Here is a 20802-nt window from a genome sequence, read left to right as displayed (position 1 = left end):
TCACCTGCCAGGGCTCATCTGACTGGGATCATCCCAGGCCGCAGCAGCTCTTGAACTTGCGCCCGCTGCCACAGGAGCAAGGGTCGTTGCGGCCTGGCTTGAGGCGGGTGACGCTGGGCGTGCCATCCAGGTAATACCAGCGCCCCGCCTCGCGCACGAAGCGCGAATTCTCTTCCAGCACGCCCCAGCGCCTATCCTCGCGAAAGGTCGCACGAAAGTGTACGCGGCCCTGATCGCCGTCCTGCCCATGATCCAGCACTTCCAACCGCACCCAGCGCGTACCGTCGCCCAGATCCAGCGTCGTGGGGCGGGTGCTCTCGTGCCAGGTATCGCGCAGATACTCCTCGAGCCCCATGGCAAAGGCGCTATAGCGGGAGCGCATCAGTGCCTCGGGCGTAGGCGCCGGTTCACCGGCATGGAACCGACCACAGCAGTCGGCAAGAACAAGGCCGCTGCCGCAGGGGCAGAAAGGCGTAGTGGAGTTCGACATGGCTCACTCTTTTCAATCGGGCCGTTCGTACGGGCCGCCATCATAGCCGATACGCGGCCATCGAACCGACCAGGTGACGCTCCCCTGGCAGCGAAGTTTCCTTCCCCGCTGCCGCTTCTACACTGTGACCCAACACGTGCCCGTTCCAAGGCGAGCAGAGACTCATCGCCCGACATGGCACCTAGATGCCTGACCCAAGGAAATAAGTAGTTGGGCAACGTTCTTGCGCCAGATCACTGCAGCGCAGCATTACGTATGTTACATCTGGCTTCACACCAAGCTTTCGGAGATAAGGAAATGCCCGAACGCCGCGACGATTCCCCCACCGCCTGGCATGCTCTCACCGCAGAGGAGGCCCTCGAGAAGCTCGAGAGCCACAAGGATGGGCTCAGTGACGAGGAAGCCACCTCGCGACTGGACCGATACGGCCCGAACCGGCTCAAGCAGGAGAAGGGGCGCCCCTGGTGGAGGCGGCTGCTCGAACAGTTCAACAATATCTTGATGATCATCCTGCTGGTGGCCGCGGTAGCCAGCCTTGCTCTCGGCCATACCCTGGATGCCCTGGCCATCGTCGGGGTGGTGATCATCATCGCCCTGATCGGCTTCATTCAGGAAGGCAAGGCCGAACAGGCTCTCGATAGCATCCGCAACATGCTTTCGCCCCAGGCAGCGGTGCTGCGCAACGGCCGGCGACGAACGCTCGCCGCAGAAGAGCTGGTGCCCGGTGACATCGTCATGCTCGAGAGCGGTGACCGCGTTCCCGCCGACCTACGCCTGCTCGAGGCCAGGCGCCTGCGCACCGAGGAAGCGGCACTGACCGGCGAGTCCACGCCTGTCGACAAGCAAACCGACTCCGTCGACGAGAGTGCCGATCTGGGCGATCGCGCTGCCATGGCCTATGCCAGTACCATCGTTGTCCAGGGCACGGCCCAGGGTCTGGTGGTGGAAACCGGCACCCATACCGAGATCGGCCGTATCTCCGAAATGCTGCGTGGCGTGGAGAAGCTCAAGACACCGCTGCTCCAGCAGCTCGATCAGGCCGGTCGCGTGCTGGCTATCTTCATCCTGGGCGCCGCCGCCCTTACCGCCGCGATCGGCGTGGTCATCCACGACCAACCCATCAGCGCCATGTTCATGGCGGCAGTGGGCCTGGCCGTTGCCGCCATCCCCGAGGGCCTGCCAGCCATCGTCACCATCACCCTGGCGCTGGGCGTCCAGGTCATGGCCAAGCGCAACGCCATCATCCGCCGCCTGCCGGCGGTGGAGACGCTGGGCTCCATCTCCACCATCTTCTCCGACAAGACCGGCACCCTCACCCGCAATGAGATGACGGCCCAGGCGATCTGGCTGCCCGAAGGCGAGTTTCGTCTCTCAGGCATCGGCTTCGACCCGGACGGCAAGTTCCACCTGGCTGCGGAGGGTTCGAAGGACGGCGAGCACGGTGAGGAGATCGCGCTGGACGACCATCCGACCCTGGCCCATTTCCTCAAGGTCGGCGTACTGTGCAACGACGCCGAACTTGCCCAGGAGGAGGATCGTTGGAGCATCCACGGCGACCCCACCGAAGGGGCCCTGGTGGTGGCCGGCGCCAAGGGTGGCTTCGACACCTGTGAGCTGCGCGACGAGCACCCACGCCAGGACGCCATACCCTTCGAGTCCGAACGCAAGTACATGGCGACGCTCAACGAGCTGGAGGGCAAGCGTCTGCTGGTCAAGGGCGCCCCGGACCGGCTGCTCGAGATGTGCCACAAGGTGCGCGGCGTCGATGGTGATGCCGAGCTGGACCATGGAGAGTGGGAGGAACGCATACACGACCTCTCATCCCGAGGGCTGCGCGTACTGGCCCTGGCGGAAAAGGAAGCCGACGACATCTCCGGCGAGCTGAGCGACGAGCAGGCCGAGGCCGGGCTGGTATTGCTCGGCCTGATCGGGCTGCTCGATCCCCCGCGGGAAGCCGCCATCGATGCCGTGAAGCAGTGCCTTGAAGCCGGCATCCGCCCGGTAATGGTGACTGGCGATCATGCCGTGACCGCCCGCGCCATCGCCGCCCAGCTCGGTTTCGCCCAAACCGACCGGGCGCTGACCGGCCGCGAGGTCGAGAACATGTCGGACGAAGCGCTGGAGGAGTGCATCCTGGAAATCGATGTGTTCGCGCGGGCTGCCCCCGAGCACAAGCTGCGTCTGGTCAAGGCCATGCAGGCCAGGGGCGGTATTTGCGCAATGACCGGCGACGGCGTCAACGACGGACCGGCGCTCAAGCGTGCCGACGTCGGCGTCGCCATGGGCATCCAGGGCACCGAAGCGGCCAAGGAAGCCGCCGAGATGGTCCTGGCCGACGACAACTTCGCCACTATCGTCGGCGCCATCGAGGAAGGACGAAAGGTCTACGACAACATTCGCAAGACCGTCACCTTCATCCTGCCCACCAATGGCGGCCAGGGGCTGGCGATCATGCTGGCCGTGCTGGCCGGCACCCTGCTGCCGATCACGCCCCTTCAGGCGCTGTGGGTCAATATGGTGGTGGCAGTCACCCTGGGCCTGGCGCTCGCCTTCGAGAAAGCGGAAGACGACATCATGCAGCGCCGGCCGCGCGACCCCTCCGCCGCCCTGCTCGACCTGTTCCTGCTCTGGAGGGTGGTATTCGTCTCGGTGCTGCTGCTGGCCGGGGTATTCGGCATGTTCAGCTGGATTCTTCAGATCCAAGGCGGCAGCGAGGCGCTGGCGCGCAGCGGTGCCGTCAACATGCTGGTCTTGGGCAGCGCCGCTTACCTCATCAACAGCCGTTTCCTGGTCAACAGTACCCTGTCCCTGCACGGCATCTTCGGCAGCCGTCCGGTATGGCTCGCCATCGGCCTGGTCGTCCTGTTGCAACTCGGCTGGACTTACCTCCCCTTCATGCAGACAGTGTTCGGCAGCGAGGGTCTCGGCGCGCTGCACTGGATGGTCATCCTGGCCGGCAGTATCGCCCTCTATCTGATCGTGGAGCTGGAAAAGTGGGTGCTGCGCAAGCGAGAAGCCTCGACGGCCAGCAGCGCGAATCGGCATGACGAGGCAACGACGTCTACAAGCTAGCAGCGGTGAACGGTAACCGCCGAGGCGCCGGCAGACGAGCCTTCAGCCGCGACGCTTGGTACGGGCGGTGGCCTCGGCGGTGAGCGGGTCTTCCGGCCAAGGGTGCTTGGGGTAGCGGCCGCGCATCTCCTTGCGCACTTCGGGATAGGCGTTCACCCAGAAACTGGCCAGATCGGCAGTCACCTGCAGTGGACGGCGCGCCGGCGAAAGCAGATGGAGCAGCACGGCGACGCGCCCCTCGGCGATTCGCGGCGATTCCCGCCAGCCGAAAGTCTCCTGCAGCTTCACCGCCAGCACCGGCGCCCTGCCCTCCAGGCATGGCGTGTAGTCGAGGCGCACCTGCGAGCCGCTGGGAACCTCGATTCGCTCCGGCGCCAGCGCGTCGAGCCGACTGCGCCGCGACCAGTCGAGGCTGTCGAGCAGAAAGCGCCCCAGCGGCAGCCGCTCTACGCTGTCTAGGCGGGTCACTCCATCCAGGTGCGGCCCGAGCCAGCCCTCCAGATCCTCGAGCAGCGCCGGCATCGACCAATCCGGCCAGTCCTCCTGATCACAACGAGAGCCCAGTTCCCGGCGCAGCAGCGCCACCCTGCCGCGCAGTTGCTCGGCGCTTTCATCGAAGGGCAGCTCGCCGCGACGGTGTAGCGCCTCGAGAAGCGCCGTGCGTACCGCCTCCGGTGGCAGCGCCTGCAGCGGCCTGCGTTCGAACACCACTGCCCCTAGGCCACGCACCTGCTCGCCGACCAGACGCCCCTGCCCCTCCGACCACTCAAGGCTCGCCCGCCACTCTCTCGTCTCGGGAAACAGCGCCTCGAGCCGCGACCGCTCGATGGCCACGCCGCGAAAGATTCGTGCGCCGCTGGCCTGACCGTCGAGTTCGGCGGCCACCAGCATCTCGGCATGGGCCAGTGGGTGGTTCTCGGGCAGTGTCGCCAGGCCGCCACTGGCGAGGCGGAAGCGCCCCGGCTCTGCCTCTTGATTGACGCGCTGCGCCACGCGGTCGGGATAGGCCATGGCAAGCAGCCCGCCCAGCGGCGCCAGGCTCGTCACTTCCAGACGCATGCCGGCGATTCGTGCCAGGCGCTGGGCATCGCGCTGCCACTGGCGATAGGCTGATGGCTCCGCCAGGCGCACCTGGAGCGAACGCTCCAGATCCTGCTCGCCATCGAGGTCGCGGCCCTCCAGCGCCGCCACCAGCGCACAGGCCAGCGGCCGCGCTTCGAGCTCGCTGGCCCGCTCCAGCATCACGGCAAGCCTCGGATGAGTCGGCCAGCGGGTACAGGCGCGGCCCAGCTCGGTGAGATGCCACTGCTCGTCCAGCACGCCGAGCCGCTGCAACAACGCGCGACCCGCCGCCAGTCCGCCCGCAGGCGGCGGCGTGATCCAGGCCAGTGTATTGGGCTCGACGATACCCCAGCGCGCCAACTCGAAGGCCAGCGGCGCCAGGTCGGCTTGAAGCATCTCGGGCTCGCCGTGGGCCACGAGCGGCTGCTCCTCGGCCCACAACCTCAGGCACAGCCCAGGGCCCTGGCGCCCGGCACGGCCGCGGCGCTGATCGGCGCTGGCACGATTGACGCGGCGAGTTTCCAGGCGCGTGAGTCCGCTGCGCGGCTGGTACACCGGCACCCGTTCCTGGCCGGCATCGACGACGATGCGCACGCCATCCACGGTGACGCTGGATTCGGCGATGGCGGTGGACAGTACCACGCGCCTCCGACCGTCGGGTTCAGGCTTCAACGCCCGACGCTGCTCCTCCAATGGCAGGCGGCCGTGCAGTTCGCGCACCACGAGCTCGGGCTGGCGCCGCGCCAGCTCCCGCGCCAGGCGACGAATCTCGGCTACGCCGGGTAGAAACACCAGGGCATCGCCTTCGTTCAGGACCAGGGCTTCCACTACCGCCTTGGCCTGTTGGCCTGCGGCGTCATCCCGAGAATTGATATGAGTGCTGAGCGGGCGATAGCGTGTTTCCACAGCAAAGCTGCGTCCCGAACTCTCGACGAGAGGCGTTTGTTCACCCAGCACACGGAGTAGCGCCTCGACGTCGAGGGTCGCCGACATCACCAGCAGGCGCAGGTCGTCGCGTACCGACTGGGCATCCAGCGCCAGGGCCAGCCCCAGGTCGGCCTCCAGGCTGCGCTCGTGGAACTCGTCGAAGACGATGCCGGTCACTCCCTCGAGCAGCGGATCCTCCTGCAATATGCGGGTGAGCACACCCTGAGTGACTACCTCGAGCCGTGTCTTCGGCCCTACCCGGCTCTCACCGCGCATGCGGTATCCCACGGTCTCGCCGACCTCCTCGCCAAGCGACTGCGCCATGAAGCCCGCCGCCAGTCGTGCGGCCACGCGCCGTGGCTCCAGCAGCAACAGGCGGCCCTCGCGACGCTCGCCCAAACACCAGGCCTCGTCGAGCAGGGCCAACGGCACCCGAGTGGTCTTGCCCGCCCCGGGCTGGGCGACCAGCAGCACACGGCTATGCGCGGCCAGCGCCGATCGGATCTCGGGCAATCGGGCATCGATAGGCAGATCGGCGCGGAGCGTCATCGAATTGTCATCTACATTCATATACGATTTGCCATATATTTCAGGCACATTTCCGCGATACACATCGCAGCTACTCATACTTCGCAGGCACTAGAGGAGCACACCATGACCCTTCGCATCGGCATCAACGGTTTCGGCCGCATTGGCCGCCTGGCGCTGCGTGCCGGCTGGTCGAATCCCGCTCTCGAGTTCGTGCGCATCAACGATCCGGGCGGCGACGCCGCTACCTTTGCCCACCTGCTGCAGTTCGACTCGGTGCACGGCCAATGGACCGGCGGCGGCGATGATATCACGGCGACCGATGACGCCCTGCTCGTCGCCGGTCGACAGATCGCCTTCAGCGCCAACCGCGAGATTGACGCTACCGACTGGTCCGACTGCGACGTCATCATCGAGTGCTCGGGCAAGATGAAGACCAGCGACAAGCTGCAGGGCTATCTCGATCAGGGGGTGCAGCGCGTAGTGGTCAGCGCCCCGGTCAAGGAAGATGGCGTGCTAAATGTCGTCATGGGCGTCAACGATCACCTCTACGATCCGGCTAGGCATCGCATCGTCACCGCGGCGAGCTGCACCACCAACTGCCTGGCGCCGGTGGTCAAGGTGATCCACGAAAAGCTCGGCATTCGCCACGGCTCCATGACCACCATCCACGACATCACCAACACCCAGGTGATCCTCGACGCCCCTCACAAGGATCTGCGCCGTGCCCGGGCCTGCGGCATGAGCCTGATCCCCACCACCACCGGTTCGGCCAAGGCGATCACGGCGATCTTCCCGGAGCTCACCGGTAAGCTCAACGGCCACGCCGTGCGCGTGCCGCTGGCCAACGCCTCGCTGACCGACATGGTGTTCGAGGTCAAGCGCGAGACCACGGTCGAGGAAGTCAACGCGCTATTGAAGCAGGCCGCCGAGGGAGAACTAGCCGGCATCCTGGGCTATGAGGAACGCCCGCTGGTTTCCATCGACTACCGCTCTGATCCGCGCAGCTCCATCGTCGATGCGCTTTCCACCATGGTGGTGGCCGGCACCCAGGTGAAGCTCTACGCCTGGTACGACAACGAGTACGGCTACGCCTGCCGCACCGTGGAACTGGCCGCCAAGGTGGGGAACGCCGACGCATGATCGCCCGCGTTGCCGCCCTGCCCCGCGAGGTTCGCCAGTATCTGCTGGTCACCGGCAACTACTGGGGCTTCACGCTGACCGACGGTGCCCTGCGCATGCTGGTGGTGCTCTACTTCCACCAGCTCGGCTACTCAGCGCTGGAAGTGGCGCTATTGTTCCTGTTCTACGAGTTCTTCGGCGTGGTGACCAACCTGGTGGGCGGCTGGCTCGGCGCGCGGCTGGGGCTCAACCGCACCATGAACCTGGGCCTGGGCTTACAGATCGTCGCCCTGGTCATGCTATTGGTTCCCACGGCCTGGCTCACGGTGCCCTGGGTGATGGCGGCCCAGGCGCTTTCGGGGATCGCCAAGGACCTCAACAAGATGAGCGCCAAGAGCGCGATCAAGACCCTGGTGCCAGCCGGCGATGACGGACACACCGCGCTCTACCGCTGGGTGGCGCTGCTCACCGGCTCGAAGAACGCGCTCAAGGGAGTGGGCTTCTTTCTCGGCGGGCTGCTACTCACCTTGATCGGCTTCCAGGGCGCGATACTCGCCATGGCGCTGATGCTCGTTGGCGTGCTCGGCCTCTCGCTTGCCCGCCTCGACGCCGACCTGGGCCGTGCCAAGGCCAAGCCGAAATTCCGCGAGATTCTCTCCAAAAGCCGGGCGATCAACATTCTCTCGGCGGCACGAATGTTCCTGTTCGGTGCCCGCGACGTCTGGTTCGTGGTGGCGCTGCCGGTGTTCCTCGCCACCCAGTTCGGCTGGGACCACTGGCGCGTAGGCGGCTTCCTGGCGCTGTGGGTGATCGGCTACGGGGCGGTGCAGGCGGTGGCGCCGCGCATTACCGGGCGCCACTCGGGTCGCTCTGCCGCCATCCTGTGGGCGGCGGGCCTAGCCGCCCTGCCGGCGCTGATTGCGCTTGGTCTTCAAAGGCAAGGGCTGGAGTGGCAGCCGCATTTCATGCTGCTGGGCGGGCTTCTGCTGTTCGGCGCGGTCTTCGCAGTAAATTCGAGCCTGCACAGCTACCTGATCGTCAAGCTGGCTCGTGCCGACGGCGTCTCGCTGGACGTCGGCTTCTACTACATGGCCAACGCCATGGGCCGGCTGATCGGCACCCTGCTTTCGGGTTGGCTCTACATGAACGGTGGGCTCACCGCCACGCTATGGGTTTCGAGCGCCATGCTGGCAGCCACGGTAGCGATCAGCCTGGCGTTGCCGAGGGAGGCCTGACCCCACATCCCTTGAGGATCACCTGAGTCAGGAAGCGGGTGATCCGTTCCACGTCGGCATCGGATATCTCATCCTTGCCGGTAATACCCAGTACCTGGGCCTCGAAGTCGGCGTAGTGCTGGGTGGCCGACCAGATCAGGAAGATCAGCCATACCGGGTCGACCGGATCCATCAGTCCCCGCTCCGCCCATTGCTCGAAAACCCTGGCGCGGGTCTGTACCCATTCGCGTAGCTCGCCGCGCAGGTACTCCTGCAGGAAGGGAGCGCCGCCAAGGATCTCGGCGGCAAACAGCCGCGAGCCTTCGGGGTGTCGGCGTGATAGCTGCATCTTGCTGCGGATGAACGCCTCGAGCACCTCGGCGGGGTCGTCCTCCACGCTGATATCGTCGAGCAGCGCGTTCCAGCGCGCCATCATGCGCTCGAGCAGGCGTACGTAGAGGCCACGCTTGTTGCCCATGTAGTAGAGCACGTTGGACTTGGGCAGCCCCGCTTCCTCCGCAATGGCCTGCACGCTGGCGCCGCGATAGCCGTATTGGGCGAAGACCCGTTCGGCGGCTTCGAGGATCTCGCGCTCGTTGCGTTCGCGTGTGGCCCCATTGCTCTCGCCACCCTGCCGCGCTGGCGGCAAGGTCTCGGTTTCGGTCATGTCGGTCATCGACAGGCCCCTGCCCTGTGAATGATGAAGCCAAGAGAGTGCCCCACCGCAGCGGTTCCTGCAAATGAGACCATCGACGGCGAATTGGGCACCATATTGCCAGCATGACCATTGTCCGCTTGCCTGATAGCCACATGACTCTTGCAAAGTGCGACATTCTGGCCCATGCTGAGATCATCCTGACCATTTGGTCAACTCGTATCGATACGGTCGAGCAGCGACCTCTCGTTGCGTGGCGACCGGTCAGCTATCACAACGTCAACAAGAGACAAGGCGATGATCGACTTCATGCTCAACGGGCAGCCATGTCGGAGCGAGGCCTCTCCCGAGACCAGCGTGCTCGAGCTGCTGCGCGAAACGCTCGGCGTTACGGGTACCAAGGAGGGCTGTGCCTCGGGTGACTGCGGTGCGTGCACGGTAGCCATCGGCGAGCCCGGCCCCGACGGCGAGCTGCGCTATCACAGCGCCAATGCCTGCATCACACCGGCCCATCAGCTCAATGGTCGCTACCTGGTCACGGTGGATGGCCTGGCACAGGGCGAGGCACTGCATCCGGCCCAGGCGGCCATGGTCGAGTGCCACGGCAGCCAGTGCGGCTTCTGCACGCCGGGCATCGTCATGTCGCTGTTCACCCTGCATGAACAGCAGCGTCAGGCACCGGCACCGTTGACGCCCCAGCGTCTGGAAGCCGCACTGGGCGGCAACCTGTGCCGCTGCACCGGCTACCGGCCGATCCGCGATGCCGCCTTGAGCATGAATGCCCACCCGGACAATCGCCCCCTGTGGCTCGATGCTGCGGCACCCCGTGACAGCGAAGTGAGCGACCAACGCCTCGACCTCGACGCCGCCTTCCTGCAGCCGGCAACCCTCGCTGAGTTGACCGACTGCCTCGCGCGGCATCCTCAGGCACGCCTGGTCGCCGGCGCCACCGACCTGTGGCTCGAATCCACCCAGCGCCTGGCGCGCTTCGAGCGCATCATCGACGTGACCCGGGTGGCCGAGCTCAATGTCATCGAGGAAGCCACGCTGGAAGACGGTCGCGAAGGCTGGTGGATCGGTGCCGCCGTCAGCTATACGCGCCTGGAGCCGCTGCTCGAGGAGCACTACGACGCCTTCGCCCACCTGCTGCACCGCCTGGGCTCTCAGCAGGTGCGCAACCGCGGCACCCTGGGCGGCAACGTTGCCAACGCCTCGCCCATCGGCGATACCCCGCCGGTGCTGCTGGCGCTGGGCTCGCGCCTGCGCCTGGTCGGCCCCAATGATGATCATGGAGTGCGCGAGCGCGAACTGCCGCTGGAAGACTTCTTCCTCGACTACAAGCGCACTGCCCTGCGCGAGGGCGAGGCCATTCGCGCCATCTTCCTGCCTCGCCCCATCGAGGGCCAAACTCTCAAGGTGTGGAAGCTGTCGAAACGTCGTGAGGATGACATTTCCGCAGTGCTGGGTGCCTTCGCCTGGCGCATGGAGAACGGCGTGATGCGCGACGTGCGACTCGCCTTCGGCGGCATGGCGGCGATCCCCAAGCGCGCCGCCCGTGCCGAGGCGGCGCTGGAGGGCCAGGCCCCCGATGCGGCAGCCTTCCTTGCCGCACGCGAGGCCTTGGCCGAGGACTTCCAGCCCATGTCCGACGTGCGCGGCAGCGCCGAATACCGCCGGCTCTCCGCCGCCAACCTGCTCGAGCGCCTGCGCCTCGTGATCGCTCAGGCCGAGTCCGACAGCCCCCGGGAGGTGATGCTCCATGCGTACGCTCACTAAGCTGAATAAATCGACCGCACCTGACGTGAGCGCGGAGTCGGAAACTGCCCGCCACGAGCTCGACGGTCGTATCAAGGGCTCAAGCCCCTTGGCGCGGGATACCGTGCATGCGGCTCCTCATCCACATGCACAGGCCCATGAGAGCGCGGTCAAGCACGTCACGGGGCGCGCCGCCTACATCGACGACCTCAAGGCGCCCGCCGATACCCTGCACGTGGCGCTGGGCCTCTCTCCCGTCGCTCACGGCCGCCTGACGCGGCTCGACCTGGACAAGGTGCGGACGATGCCGGGGGTGGTCGACGTGATCGGCTTTGGCGACGTACCGGGCCACACCGATATCGGCCCCGTCTTCCCCGGCGACCCCATCTTCGTCGATGAGGAGATCAGCTACGTCGGCCAGGTGATGTTCGCCGTGGCCGCCGAGAGCCATCGCGCCGCGCGCGAGGCGGTGCAGGCCGCCGTAGTCGAAATAGACGAACAACCGGCCTGCCTTGACCCGGTGGCCGCCGCCGAGCGCGGCGAGTTCGTGCGCCCCACCCACGTGCAGCAGAGCGGCGACTGGGAGCAGGCGCTGGCCAATGCCGCTCACGTGGTCGAAGCCGAGCAGTTCGTCGGCGGCCAGGAGCACTTCTATCTGGAAGGCCAGGCCTGCCTGGTGCAACCCACCGAGGATGAGGGCGTGATCGTCCACACCTCCAACCAGCACCCCAGCGAGACCCAGAAGCTGGTGGCCGAGGTGCTGGGCATCCCGTTCCATGCCGTGACCGTGGAGGTCCGCCGCATGGGTGGCGGCTTCGGCGGCAAGGAGACCCAGGCCTCGCCCTGGGCCTGCATTGCCGCGCTGATCGCGCGGCGCACCGGCCGCGCTACTCGCGTCCGCCTGCCGCGTGCCGACGACATGCGCGTCACCGGCAAGCGCCATCCGTTCCACAACCGCTATCGTCTCGGCGTGGATGAACAGGGCGTGATCCAGGGCGGCGAGATCACCGTGATCGGCGACTGCGGCTACTCGCCCGACCTTTCGGACGCCATCGTCGACCGCGCCATGTTCCACAGCGATAACGCCTACTCGCTGGGAGAGGCCCGCGTGACGGGCCATCGCGCACGCACGCATACCGCGTCGAATACCGCCTTCCGCGGCTTCGGCGGCCCCCAGGGCATGATGGTGATCGAAGCGGCGATGGACGACATCGCCCGGCGCATCGGCGAAGACCCGCTGACGGTACGCAAGCGCAACTTCTACCGCCCCGGCCGGCAGATGACCCACTACGGCCAGCAGGTGGACCAGATCGCCCTGCTCAAGGAACTGGTCGAGCAGCTCGAGACCAGCAGCGACTACTGGGCTCGGCGCCGCGCCATCACCGAATTCAATGCTGAGAGCCCGATCGTCAAGCGCGGCCTGGCACTGACGCCGGTGAAGTTCGGCATCTCCTTCACCGCCAAGCACCTCAACCAGGCCGGCGCGCTGCTGCACGTCTATACCGACGGCAGCGTCATGATCAACCACGGCGGCACCGAGATGGGCCAGGGCCTGCACACCAAGATCTGCCAGGTGGTGGCCCGCGAGCTGGGGCTGGATACCGACGAGGTGCGCATCAGCGCCACCCGTACCGACAAGGTACCCAACACCTCGCCCACCGCGGCCTCCAGCGGCGCCGACCTCAACGGCCAGGCCGCCCGCGACGCCAGCCTCAAGCTCAAGCAACGCCTGTTCGATTTTGCCCACGAGCACCTCTACCAGGATCAGGGGCTCGATCGTGAGGACATGCGCCTGGAAGCCGGCCATCTCGTTGCCGGCCACGGCGAGAGCGAGCGTCGCATTCCTTGGGGCGAGCTGGTGCAAACCGCCTACCTGAACCGAATCTCGCTCTCCGAGAAGGGCTTCTACGCCACGCCGCTGATCCACTACGACCGCAACGTCGGCCAGGGCCGCCCCTTCTACTACTACGCCTTCGGCGCCGCCGTGGCGGAGGTCAGCGTCGACACCCTGACCGGCGAATACCAGGTCGATCGGGTCGACATCCTGCACGACGTGGGCGACTCGCTGAACCCGGCCATCGACCTCGGCCAGGTGGAAGGCGGCTTCATCCAGGGCATGGGCTGGCTGACCAGCGAGGAGCTCAAGTGGAACGAGGCCGGGCGCTTGATCTCCGACGGCCCGGCGACCTACAAGATCCCCACCTACGGCGACCTGCCGCCGGTGTTCAACGTCAAGCTGATGGAAGGCCACCCCAACTCCATGGCCAGCATCTACCGCTCCAAGGCGGTGGGCGAGCCGCCCTTCATGCTGGGCATGGCGGTGTGGTCGGCGCTGCGCGACGCCCTGGCGAGCCTGACCGATTACGCCGAGGCCCCGCGACTCGACACCCCGGCCACGCCGGAACGGGTGCTGATGGCCGCCGAGGCCCTGCGCAGCCGCTATGACACCGCGCAGGGAGCGGCGTGATGAACGCGCCGCGTCCGCAGGCCTGGCACGAGGCGCTGCATCGGCTGCAGAGCGAGGGGCTGCCTCACGCCCTCGCTACCGTGGTGACGAGCGCCGGCTCCACGCCCCGTGAGCCCGGCGCGCGCATGGTGATCACCGAGGATGCCGTTTGCGACACCCTCGGCGGTGGCACCTTCGAGTTCCAGGTGATCGATGCAGCGCGGGAAAAGCTGGCCCGCGGCGAGAGCGGCATGAGCCTCGAGGCCTTCGCCCTGGGCGGGCGCAGCGGCCAGTGCTGTGGCGGCTTCGTCAACGTGCTGCTTGAGGTGTTTCCCGGCAGCGCGGCGACACTGGCCCTCTTCGGTGCCGGCCACGTCGGCACCGAGCTGGCCCGCCTGGCCGCCCCGCTACCCTGGCGGGTGCTGTGGCATGACAGCCGCGAAAACGCCTTCCCGGCCTGGGCCGCGGATCAGCCACGGCTGGACTGCCGCCACGCCGCCGACCCACAGGCCGCTGTGGAGGCACTGCCGGCCGGCAGCCACGCACTGGTACTGACCCACGACCACGCCGAGGACCGAGAGCTGATCGACGCCCTGCTCAAGCGCGGCGACATGGCCTCCATCGGCCTGATCGGCTCGAAGAGCAAGTGGGCCAGCTTCCGCTCGCGGCTCAAGGATGCCGGACACGACGACGCGGCCCTGGCCCGGGTGCGCTGCCCCATCGGCATGGCGAATGGTGGCACCGGTGGCGACAAGACGCCCTACGCCATTGCCATCGCCGCCATGGCCGAACTGCTGCCGCTGGTGGGCACTGCCGAACGGCCCGATCAGCGCGGCCTGGAGCCGGCAAAGCTGCGCGCCCTGTTCTAGCCACACGGTCCAGACAAATTACCTGAACCACGACGCTGGCTATCGGGCACCGGATCAACCCGATGACAGCAACCAACGAGCCCCAAACATGACGAACAATGATTCCCGCGTGATACGCGCCGAACTGCTGAGCTTCGATGCCGACCCCGGCGAGGGTGACAAACCAGCCGAAGGCAGCGTACGCCACATCGAGGATGGCGCGCTGTGGTTGGAGAACGGCCGCATCAAGGCCATCGACGACTACGCGACGCTGGCGCCCCAACTACCGGAAGGCATCGAGACGGTGGATCATCGCGGCAAGCTGGTGATGCCCGGCTTCATCGACAGCCACGTACACTACGTGCAGCTGGAGATCATGGCCTCCTACGGGCGTCAGCTGCTGGACTGGCTGAACGAGTACACCTTCCCCGAGGAGTGCGCTTTTGCCCAGCGTGAGCGCGCCGATGTCATCTCCAACGCCTTCCTCGACGAGATGCTGCGGGTCGGCACCACCACCGCCCAGGTGTTCTGCTCCAGCCACCCCACCTCGGTGGAAGCCTTCTTCTCGGCCTGCCGCGAGCGCGACCTGCGCATGCTGGCCGGCAAGGTACTGATGGATCGCAACGCCCCCGAGGCGCTGTGCGACGACACCCATGGCGGCATTCGCGATACCGAGCTTCTCATCGGCGATTGGCACGGTACTGCCCGCCTCGGCTACAGCCTGACCCCACGTTTCGCCCCGACCTCCACCCGCCAGCAGCTCGATGCCACCGGCGGCCTGCTGCGCAACGACCCGAGCCTGTGGCTACAGACCCACCTTTCCGAGAACCCCGGCGAACTCGACTGGGTGGCCGAGCTCTTCCCCGAGAGCCGCGACTATCTCGAAGTCTACGAGCAATCCGGGCTGGTCGGCCCGCGCAGCACCTTCGCCCACGGCATCCACCTCGACCAGGAGATGCGTTGCAGGCTGGCCGAGCGCGGCGCCAACATCGCCTTCTGCCCCAGCTCCAACATGTTCCTCGGCAGCGGCCTGTTCGACCGCCTGGCGGCGCGTGAGGTAGGCCTCAACATCACCTACGCCAGCGACATCGGCGGCGGCACCGACCTCTCCGGCCTCGCCACGCTCAAGGCCGGCTACCAGGTAGGCCAGCTGCGCGGCCAGCCGCTCACCGCCTGGCAAGGCCTATACGGCCTCACTCTGGGCAACGCCAAGGCGCTCTCGCTGGATGACAAGATCGGCCGCCTCGCCCCCGGCATGGAGGCCGACTTCGTCGTGATCGACCCCGACGGCTCGCCTCTGCTCGGGCGTCGTCACGCACGTTGCAAAACCCTCGGCGAGCGACTGTTCGCCCTGATGATGCTGGGCGACGACCGCAGCATACTCGAGACCTGGGCCAGCGGACGCTGCCAGCATCGCCGCGACCAGGCCTGAAACGAAAATGGCGAGTGGCTCTCAGAATTCATGAGGACCACTCGCCACGATTTGAAATTTAGTGTGAAACCCAGTTGTGAAACCTACTGCTTCGAGGGCTCACCCCTCCCGCCGTACCTCCTCTCTATCCGGATCAAAGACCCAGCGCTCTTCGCCCACCCGGAAGAGCAGCTCTCCGTTACTCCACGCCAGCGCCTCATAGATGCGCTCCTCGGGTGCCAGCTCCTCATGCTCGGGGCTGCGCACCGGCATGGCACTCGCCTCCACCGTTTCTCCCAGCTGCTCAGCATCGACCACCGTCAGCGTGCGACCGCCAGCAGGACCTTCCTGCACGAAGACCAGCCGTCGCGCATCATCGCCCCACGGCCCGATGGTGATATTGCCGCCGTACTGGAACGCAGCCGGCCTTGGTTCCCGCTCTTCCATTCGGACAAGCCAGCCGGCACTGTGCGCCGCCCCCGTGGTGACCACGGCTAGCCAGGCACCGTCCGGCGAAATCGAGGCTTCCTGGAAGCGCTCCGTAGCACCAAACTCAGCCTGTTGATCCGCGCGAATGGTGCCCGGCACATCGTCAATACCGACTAGCACGGATCCATCCGCCGCCCGGACCTGCTCATCGCCTACCTCAAGCGGCGCAAGAGCCGCTTCGGGTTGAGAGGTACCGGCTGTTTCGGTCGTCGCCGGTGGCTCGCCATTCCCCGGCGACGGACAGCCACTGAGCACGAGAACAGCGGTTGCGATTGAGAGAACGAACGGGAGCCTGCGTAGTGACATGAAGCCTCCTGATGCTGAATTGAATGCTTCATCTGCACGGCAGTGTAGGTGCCAGAGAACACCTGTAAACCTTTGCGGCGGTTTTCAGCCGCTTGCTAAGCGCTGGCCTCATCTATGTAGATGGTCATAAACACACTGTTCGGATCTTCCAGGTAATCGCCGAATGGTGCACATTGAGTGAAACCAAATGAAGCGTATAGCGCCCTTGCAGGCTGGAAGTACTCCATCGACCCGGTCTCTAGACTCAGTTGGCTATAACCGCTTGATTTTGCCTCACGCATCATGTGCGAAAGAAGACGTGACGCAACACCCCGACGCAAGTAGGGCTTTGCGGTCTTCATGGACTTTATCTCGGCGTGGGTTTGTGAAAGACGCTTAAGAGCCCCAATACCGGCTAACTCCACCCCGTCCCACATCGCCCAAAGGGTAACGTCCGGACCACGTAGCCCATCGAGATCGAGCGCGTGGCGGCTCTCAGGAGGAGCCGTCGGCGCCATCGCCTCAAGATGCTCTCGTATTAACTCGATAACTTCATGACTTCGCAGGTCATCAACACGGATGTCCAAGGTTGCTTCCTCGCTGGGTTGACGCTGAGCGCCGCCAGAATGCGCGGCTTGGTAGTGCTTTCAAATTAGCAAAACTCGCCACCGGGATCAGTTTGCTTTTATGCCTTGCACTCGCGAACCGCCTTAAGATACTGAAGAAAAGCTAAACGCCGCTTGCACAAAGGGCAATATAAATCCGTGGAAATCGATGGCGAATCCACTATTTCAACGAGCTCAAGGGGATAGTCCTGGGGCGAACTTTCGGGAAGTCCAAAATAATCTGGATAATAAGAGCCAAAATCGGCGTCACAGAAATCACAGAGAACCAACCGCTGCCCCCATAGCGAAAAGGTATGGTACTCGTGCTCCCCTCGGGCGCATTCTTCGATTTCACCAGTAGCATGCCCGCAATCGAAGCATGGTGCGACTTGGATTTCGTGTAGCTCACCAGAACAAATTGGGCACTGCATGATTTAATGGCCTAGCGTTAAGACTCACTGAGCTTCTCGGCTTACACATCTGATAGATTTAAAAATAGTTTGTCACTTGCACGCATCGGTCCAGCGGCGCGCTAGTGCATTCTAATTTTTACGTATTCTATTCAGCTTTGAGCTGAAGCATGTCCAACTGGCAACGTATAAGATGCCGAAAGGCCAACTCAAGCTCTTTGAACTCTGTCATATCATCATTAATACCCCGCTCGAAATACTGAACTGCAAACCCTCGCTCGGTTTTAGATAACCAGTAACCCTCACCATGAGGCCTGGCAGAGATGAACGTATCCATCCCTCGGCGCACCCCTTCTTGAACCACCTCTTCGAACGGCACATCCCAAACGGATGGCAGAAGGCCCCACTTGCCATCCAGAAAACGAGCGACAACGTTGTGGAACCTCCCAGTAAGGGCAGCATCTACGAGGACATGCCGCGGCGGCCTTTCCATTCCTCCTCCTTGAGCTTAATACAATCGAGCACGTTATAGTAAAACATGACGCCATTTATTGGGCTTGCGCAGCACTTTATTCATTTTCTTGTAAGCTTTCAAAATGTTGCACACATGGCTTTAATAACCACCTTATGGGGCACATCGACCGCAAACCATGTGGAGCACTCCTGATCGCCCGGGGTGAAATTATATGCGACTATGAAGTGAAATGATAAAGCTTTCCCTTTTTTCAGCCCCGTTAAGAGAAGTTCAAGGCCAGTCTGTGAGTAAGATATTGGATAAGCCTCTGATTCAATATTCAGACACTTCAGCCTTTGAGAAAGAGCATCGCCATCTTCAGTCCCTAACGACAAAGCCCAGCCCGAAGACTCCCACGAAACACAGTCGAGACACTCGCCAGGCTCAGGAGATCCAGCCTGGCATTCGTTATCAAGCTGTGCTGAGAAAGAAAGGTCAGCGCCATCGATACTTGGTTCTACAACTAGCACGCAGGCTACGATTCGCTCAAGCGTCATGCCGTTATGAAGAAGACACGGCAGCTCCAGTATCTGCATGTCGGCCTTGCCATGCACCACTGCTTCAAACCTGACGTTTCCTAGCGGCGTATCGACTGATTTCACAGGATGCCTCAATGGCTAACGCTAATGTTGTGCGGCGCGTGGTACACGCGTCCGCTTGGACGACTGGTTAGGCATGCCGTGGCCTAGCCTACTTGTGGACACGAGTGATCTCGTCGGGGTACATCGCGGCAAGCCAGATGGTGCTGCCGTTGCTGGAGTCGATACACTCGACCTCAAAGGAATCTGCATAGACCTCCAAGATTGTCCCTAGGTCTCCTACTGCCGGCGCTCTTTGCCAGTCTCTTTCCGTCTCCGTGAACCGATCGTCACGAATCGAGACAACTCTGATGACGTCAAACTGTTTCATGCATGCGCTCTTGGGGCCTCACGGCAGACATCAGCGGACGGGCGTTAAGCGCCAGCTTTATGCCCGTCCGCTCGATGGACTTGTTGGGCGAGGATCACGCCGGTAGAGCATCACTCGTGCTTGCCCGATTAGTCTTCTTTGATTTTACCGTACTTAGTCCTCGGAGAGGTAACTCATGATCTTCGCGTTTCTGTTCTCGTACATAACCTGACCGGACCCTGCCACGACAGTCCACTTAGCGAGCGAAGGCGAGTCACCGTCCAAGTACGAAAACACCACCTCGTAAACGCCATCCTTTAGCTCGCGAGCCGACCAACCGTCCTTAACCTTCAGTCCAGGCACCCCTAGAAACCATTCAATTACCTTGTCCACGGGTTCGGCGGACTTCCCTCGCCCCCGCACTGTCAAGACAGCTGCCTTCACAGCCTCAACCGCAGCGGCCTCAGAATAGCCCTGGCTGCGATAACTCGAATGGTCCCCTACGGGCAATTCAAAAACCGCAGAAATGCATTTCTCCGAATCTTCAAACTCAGGATCCACCTTGCTTACCTGTGGACCAATTAGTCTGCCACCTAGGCTACCGACGCTGGATAGCACCGAGGCTGGTTGCTTCCACGCACCATTGAAGTAGCTAACAATCTCGATGGTAGCGCTTCGCAGGTAACGGATCGCCTTTATCAGAAAAGCCCTCTGTTGAGAAGGCTCCATGCCTAACTGAACACTTTGCTTGGCCGTAGAGCCATCCACCGCCGGACTCTCTAACGGAAATCATCAATCTTGTATCGTTGGGAAGATTCGTCTTCCCGAAAACAATGATTCGCCCGCTCCCGTCTCGCTCTGTAAGTGCCTCCACCTTGACGAGGTATGGCGCCTCTCCAGCAGGAACTCCGACTTCTTCTCGTGCAACGCGCTCTGCCTCTTCCTTCCACACGAGCAACACGGTTTCAGGAAATCGCTGCGGGTCATCATCGATTTCCTTCGCGTGGTTTTGGCAAAGCCATATGCCGTTATCAATCGAGCTTCTTTCTTCGACCGAGAGTTCCTCACGGAATCGCGGCCCCTTAGGCGAAGCAGCGCTAATATGCGCCGCGACGCCAATGCTAGTCGTGGCATCTGTCGCCGCATCACTTGGGCCCGCAGTAAGCGCACGGCAGCTAGGTTTGGAACACCTGTACCCCGCTCGGTGAGCGAGTCGGCGTTTGGTTTCCTGCGTAAAGTCGTCCCGACTAGGCATAGATCGTCCTGCTCAAACGTAACTCATCTGGCTTTGACGCCCAACGTTTCAGGAGAAGGCGCGAACCCGCACGCGCAAGAGCTTGGAGATCACAAAAACATGGACGCGGGTTCGTCGCCTTCATCCAATGGTTAGGGCGCAGGTTCACGGCCGAGGGAGCAGCGATTCTCGTGCACGCCGGATCAGTTCCTCGACATGCTCCAGAGGAAGCGGGACCGATCCATACGCCGTGAAGGTAAACCAGCCGTCCACATCTGAATAGAAAACTTCGCAGACGGTTTCGCGCTGGAGCCCCGTGACGCGGTCGAGTTCGAGGAACACGCCATCGCGGTCCACATCGCTGCCGCGAACATACTCGTACCTGATCTCGTCGGATTGTTCGTGGGCCACTTAGCCTTCCCCGACAGCGTGAAGACCCTCGAGAATCTCGAAGTGGTTGCCCACCCGCAGAGTCGAGTATTCGATGCTGTCGTACATCAGTTCAAATGTAACCTCAGCCGAGTCACTGGGATGCAGTTCGGCGGGTCCCTGCACAAGGCGGACGCCGAGGTATTCGCCGTTGGGGCCGATGCGCAGGTGCGGCGCGTACAGACCAGACGAGGCATCGACAGGTGAGCGCCAGCCGCCCTGCTCAGGAACGAAGAGTCGAATTCGGGCGTCGACCAACTTTGGCATTCGCATAGGGAGTGGGAAGCGCCCTGACGCCTGAATTAAGCCGCGCCGCGAAGCGGCGTCGGCTTGAATGAATTGTTAGGCGCCGCCGAAGGTCTCAACAAAGACATCAGGCTCCACCCAGATACGCAGGCCATGGTGAAGTGGCTGCAGA

18 protein-coding genes are annotated in these 20802 nt (G+C 63.8%); 7 read left to right on the top strand and 11 right to left on the bottom strand.

Going from position 1 to position 20802, the window contains the following annotated elements:
* Positions 1-28: 28 nt before the first annotated feature.
* Entirely contained in the window at positions 29-490 is a 462-nt protein-coding gene (locus tag SPH52_RS06150; protein ID WP_411794128.1) for a YchJ family protein, read from the bottom strand.
* 297 nt (positions 491-787) lie between these two features.
* On the opposite strand from SPH52_RS06150, the gene SPH52_RS06145 reads away from it, so the two are divergent.
* Positions 788-3562, top strand: a complete 2775-nt coding sequence (locus tag SPH52_RS06145) for a cation-translocating P-type ATPase (RefSeq protein ID WP_411794127.1) — start codon at positions 788-790, stop codon at positions 3560-3562.
* Positions 3563-3604: 42 nt separating this feature from the next.
* Here the strand turns inward: SPH52_RS06145 and hrpB are convergent, their stop codons facing one another.
* Entirely contained in the window at positions 3605-6100 is a 2496-nt protein-coding gene (gene hrpB, locus SPH52_RS06140) for an ATP-dependent helicase HrpB (protein ID WP_411794126.1), read from the bottom strand.
* Between the two features lie 105 nt (positions 6101-6205).
* Here hrpB and SPH52_RS06135 point away from each other — a divergent pair, with 105 nt between their 5' ends.
* Both SPH52_RS06135 and arsJ read left to right on the top strand, forming a co-directional pair.
* On the top strand, positions 6206-7222 hold the full coding sequence (locus tag SPH52_RS06135; protein WP_411794125.1) for an ArsJ-associated glyceraldehyde-3-phosphate dehydrogenase: 1017 nt from the start codon (positions 6206-6208) through the stop codon (positions 7220-7222).
* Positions 7219-8436: an organoarsenical effux MFS transporter ArsJ gene (gene arsJ / locus SPH52_RS06130; protein ID WP_411794124.1), complete on the top strand. Its 1218-nt coding sequence runs from the start codon at positions 7219-7221 to the stop codon at positions 8434-8436. The genes SPH52_RS06135 and arsJ overlap by 4 nt, the downstream gene beginning before the upstream one ends.
* On the opposite strand, the gene SPH52_RS06125 is transcribed toward arsJ, so the two are convergent.
* Entirely contained in the window at positions 8408-9082 is a 675-nt protein-coding gene (locus SPH52_RS06125; RefSeq protein WP_411794539.1) for a TetR/AcrR family transcriptional regulator, read from the bottom strand. The genes arsJ and SPH52_RS06125 overlap by 29 nt on opposite strands.
* Positions 9083-9367: 285 nt before the next feature.
* On the opposite strand from SPH52_RS06125, the gene xdhA reads away from it, so the two are divergent.
* The 4 genes from xdhA to guaD all read left to right on the top strand — a co-directional run bounded on the left by xdhA (position 9368) and on the right by guaD (position 15551).
* Positions 9368-10846, top strand: a complete 1479-nt coding sequence (xdhA, locus tag SPH52_RS06120; protein ID WP_411794123.1) for a xanthine dehydrogenase small subunit — start codon at positions 9368-9370, stop codon at positions 10844-10846.
* On the top strand, positions 10830-13292 hold the full coding sequence (gene xdhB, locus SPH52_RS06115; RefSeq protein ID WP_411794122.1) for a xanthine dehydrogenase molybdopterin binding subunit: 2463 nt from the start codon (positions 10830-10832) through the stop codon (positions 13290-13292). The genes xdhA and xdhB overlap by 17 nt, the downstream gene beginning before the upstream one ends.
* Positions 13292-14140: a xanthine dehydrogenase accessory protein XdhC gene (gene xdhC / locus SPH52_RS06110; RefSeq protein ID WP_411794121.1), complete on the top strand. Its 849-nt coding sequence runs from the start codon at positions 13292-13294 to the stop codon at positions 14138-14140. The genes xdhB and xdhC overlap by 1 nt, the downstream gene beginning before the upstream one ends.
* Before the next feature lie 88 nt (positions 14141-14228).
* A complete protein-coding gene (gene guaD, locus SPH52_RS06105; RefSeq protein ID WP_411794120.1) occupies positions 14229-15551 on the top strand; it encodes a guanine deaminase in 1323 nt (440 codons plus the stop codon).
* A gap of 99 nt (positions 15552-15650) precedes the next feature.
* Here the strand turns inward: guaD and SPH52_RS06100 are convergent, their stop codons facing one another.
* From SPH52_RS06100 to SPH52_RS06065, 8 genes are all read right to left on the bottom strand, one after another.
* Complete coding sequence (locus SPH52_RS06100) at positions 15651-16139, bottom strand: hypothetical protein (RefSeq protein WP_411794119.1); 489 nt, start codon at positions 16137-16139, stop codon at positions 15651-15653.
* 281 nt (positions 16140-16420) lie between these two features.
* Positions 16421-16891: a GNAT family N-acetyltransferase gene (locus SPH52_RS06095; RefSeq protein WP_411794118.1), complete on the bottom strand. Its 471-nt coding sequence runs from the start codon at positions 16889-16891 to the stop codon at positions 16421-16423.
* A 576-nt stretch (positions 16892-17467) separates the two neighbouring features.
* Positions 17468-17812, bottom strand: coding sequence for a hypothetical protein (locus tag SPH52_RS06090; protein WP_411794117.1), 345 nt, complete (start codon positions 17810-17812; stop codon positions 17468-17470).
* A gap of 98 nt (positions 17813-17910) precedes the next feature.
* Positions 17911-18435 carry a hypothetical protein gene (locus tag SPH52_RS06085; RefSeq protein ID WP_411794116.1) on the bottom strand — a complete coding sequence of 175 codons (525 nt, stop codon included), beginning with the start codon at positions 18433-18435 and terminating at the stop codon, positions 17911-17913.
* 88 nt (positions 18436-18523) lie between these two features.
* Positions 18524-18742, bottom strand: a complete 219-nt coding sequence (locus SPH52_RS06080) for a hypothetical protein (RefSeq protein ID WP_411794115.1) — start codon at positions 18740-18742, stop codon at positions 18524-18526.
* Positions 18743-18895: 153 nt separating this feature from the next.
* A complete protein-coding gene (locus tag SPH52_RS06075) occupies positions 18896-19450 on the bottom strand; it encodes a hypothetical protein (protein ID WP_411794114.1) in 555 nt (184 codons plus the stop codon).
* A 670-nt stretch (positions 19451-20120) separates the two neighbouring features.
* Positions 20121-20366 carry a hypothetical protein gene (locus SPH52_RS06070; RefSeq protein WP_411794113.1) on the bottom strand — a complete coding sequence of 82 codons (246 nt, stop codon included), beginning with the start codon at positions 20364-20366 and terminating at the stop codon, positions 20121-20123.
* Positions 20367-20642, bottom strand: a complete 276-nt coding sequence (locus tag SPH52_RS06065; RefSeq protein WP_411794112.1) for a hypothetical protein — start codon at positions 20640-20642, stop codon at positions 20367-20369.
* Positions 20643-20802: the final 160 nt, after the last annotated feature.

This window comes from Halomonas sp. A29, from assembly GCF_046723295.1.
GTDB lineage: Bacteria > Pseudomonadota > Gammaproteobacteria > Pseudomonadales > Halomonadaceae > Halomonas.
The sequence above is the reverse complement of the archived record's forward strand: the minus strand, read 5'-3'. Positions and strand labels throughout refer to the sequence as shown.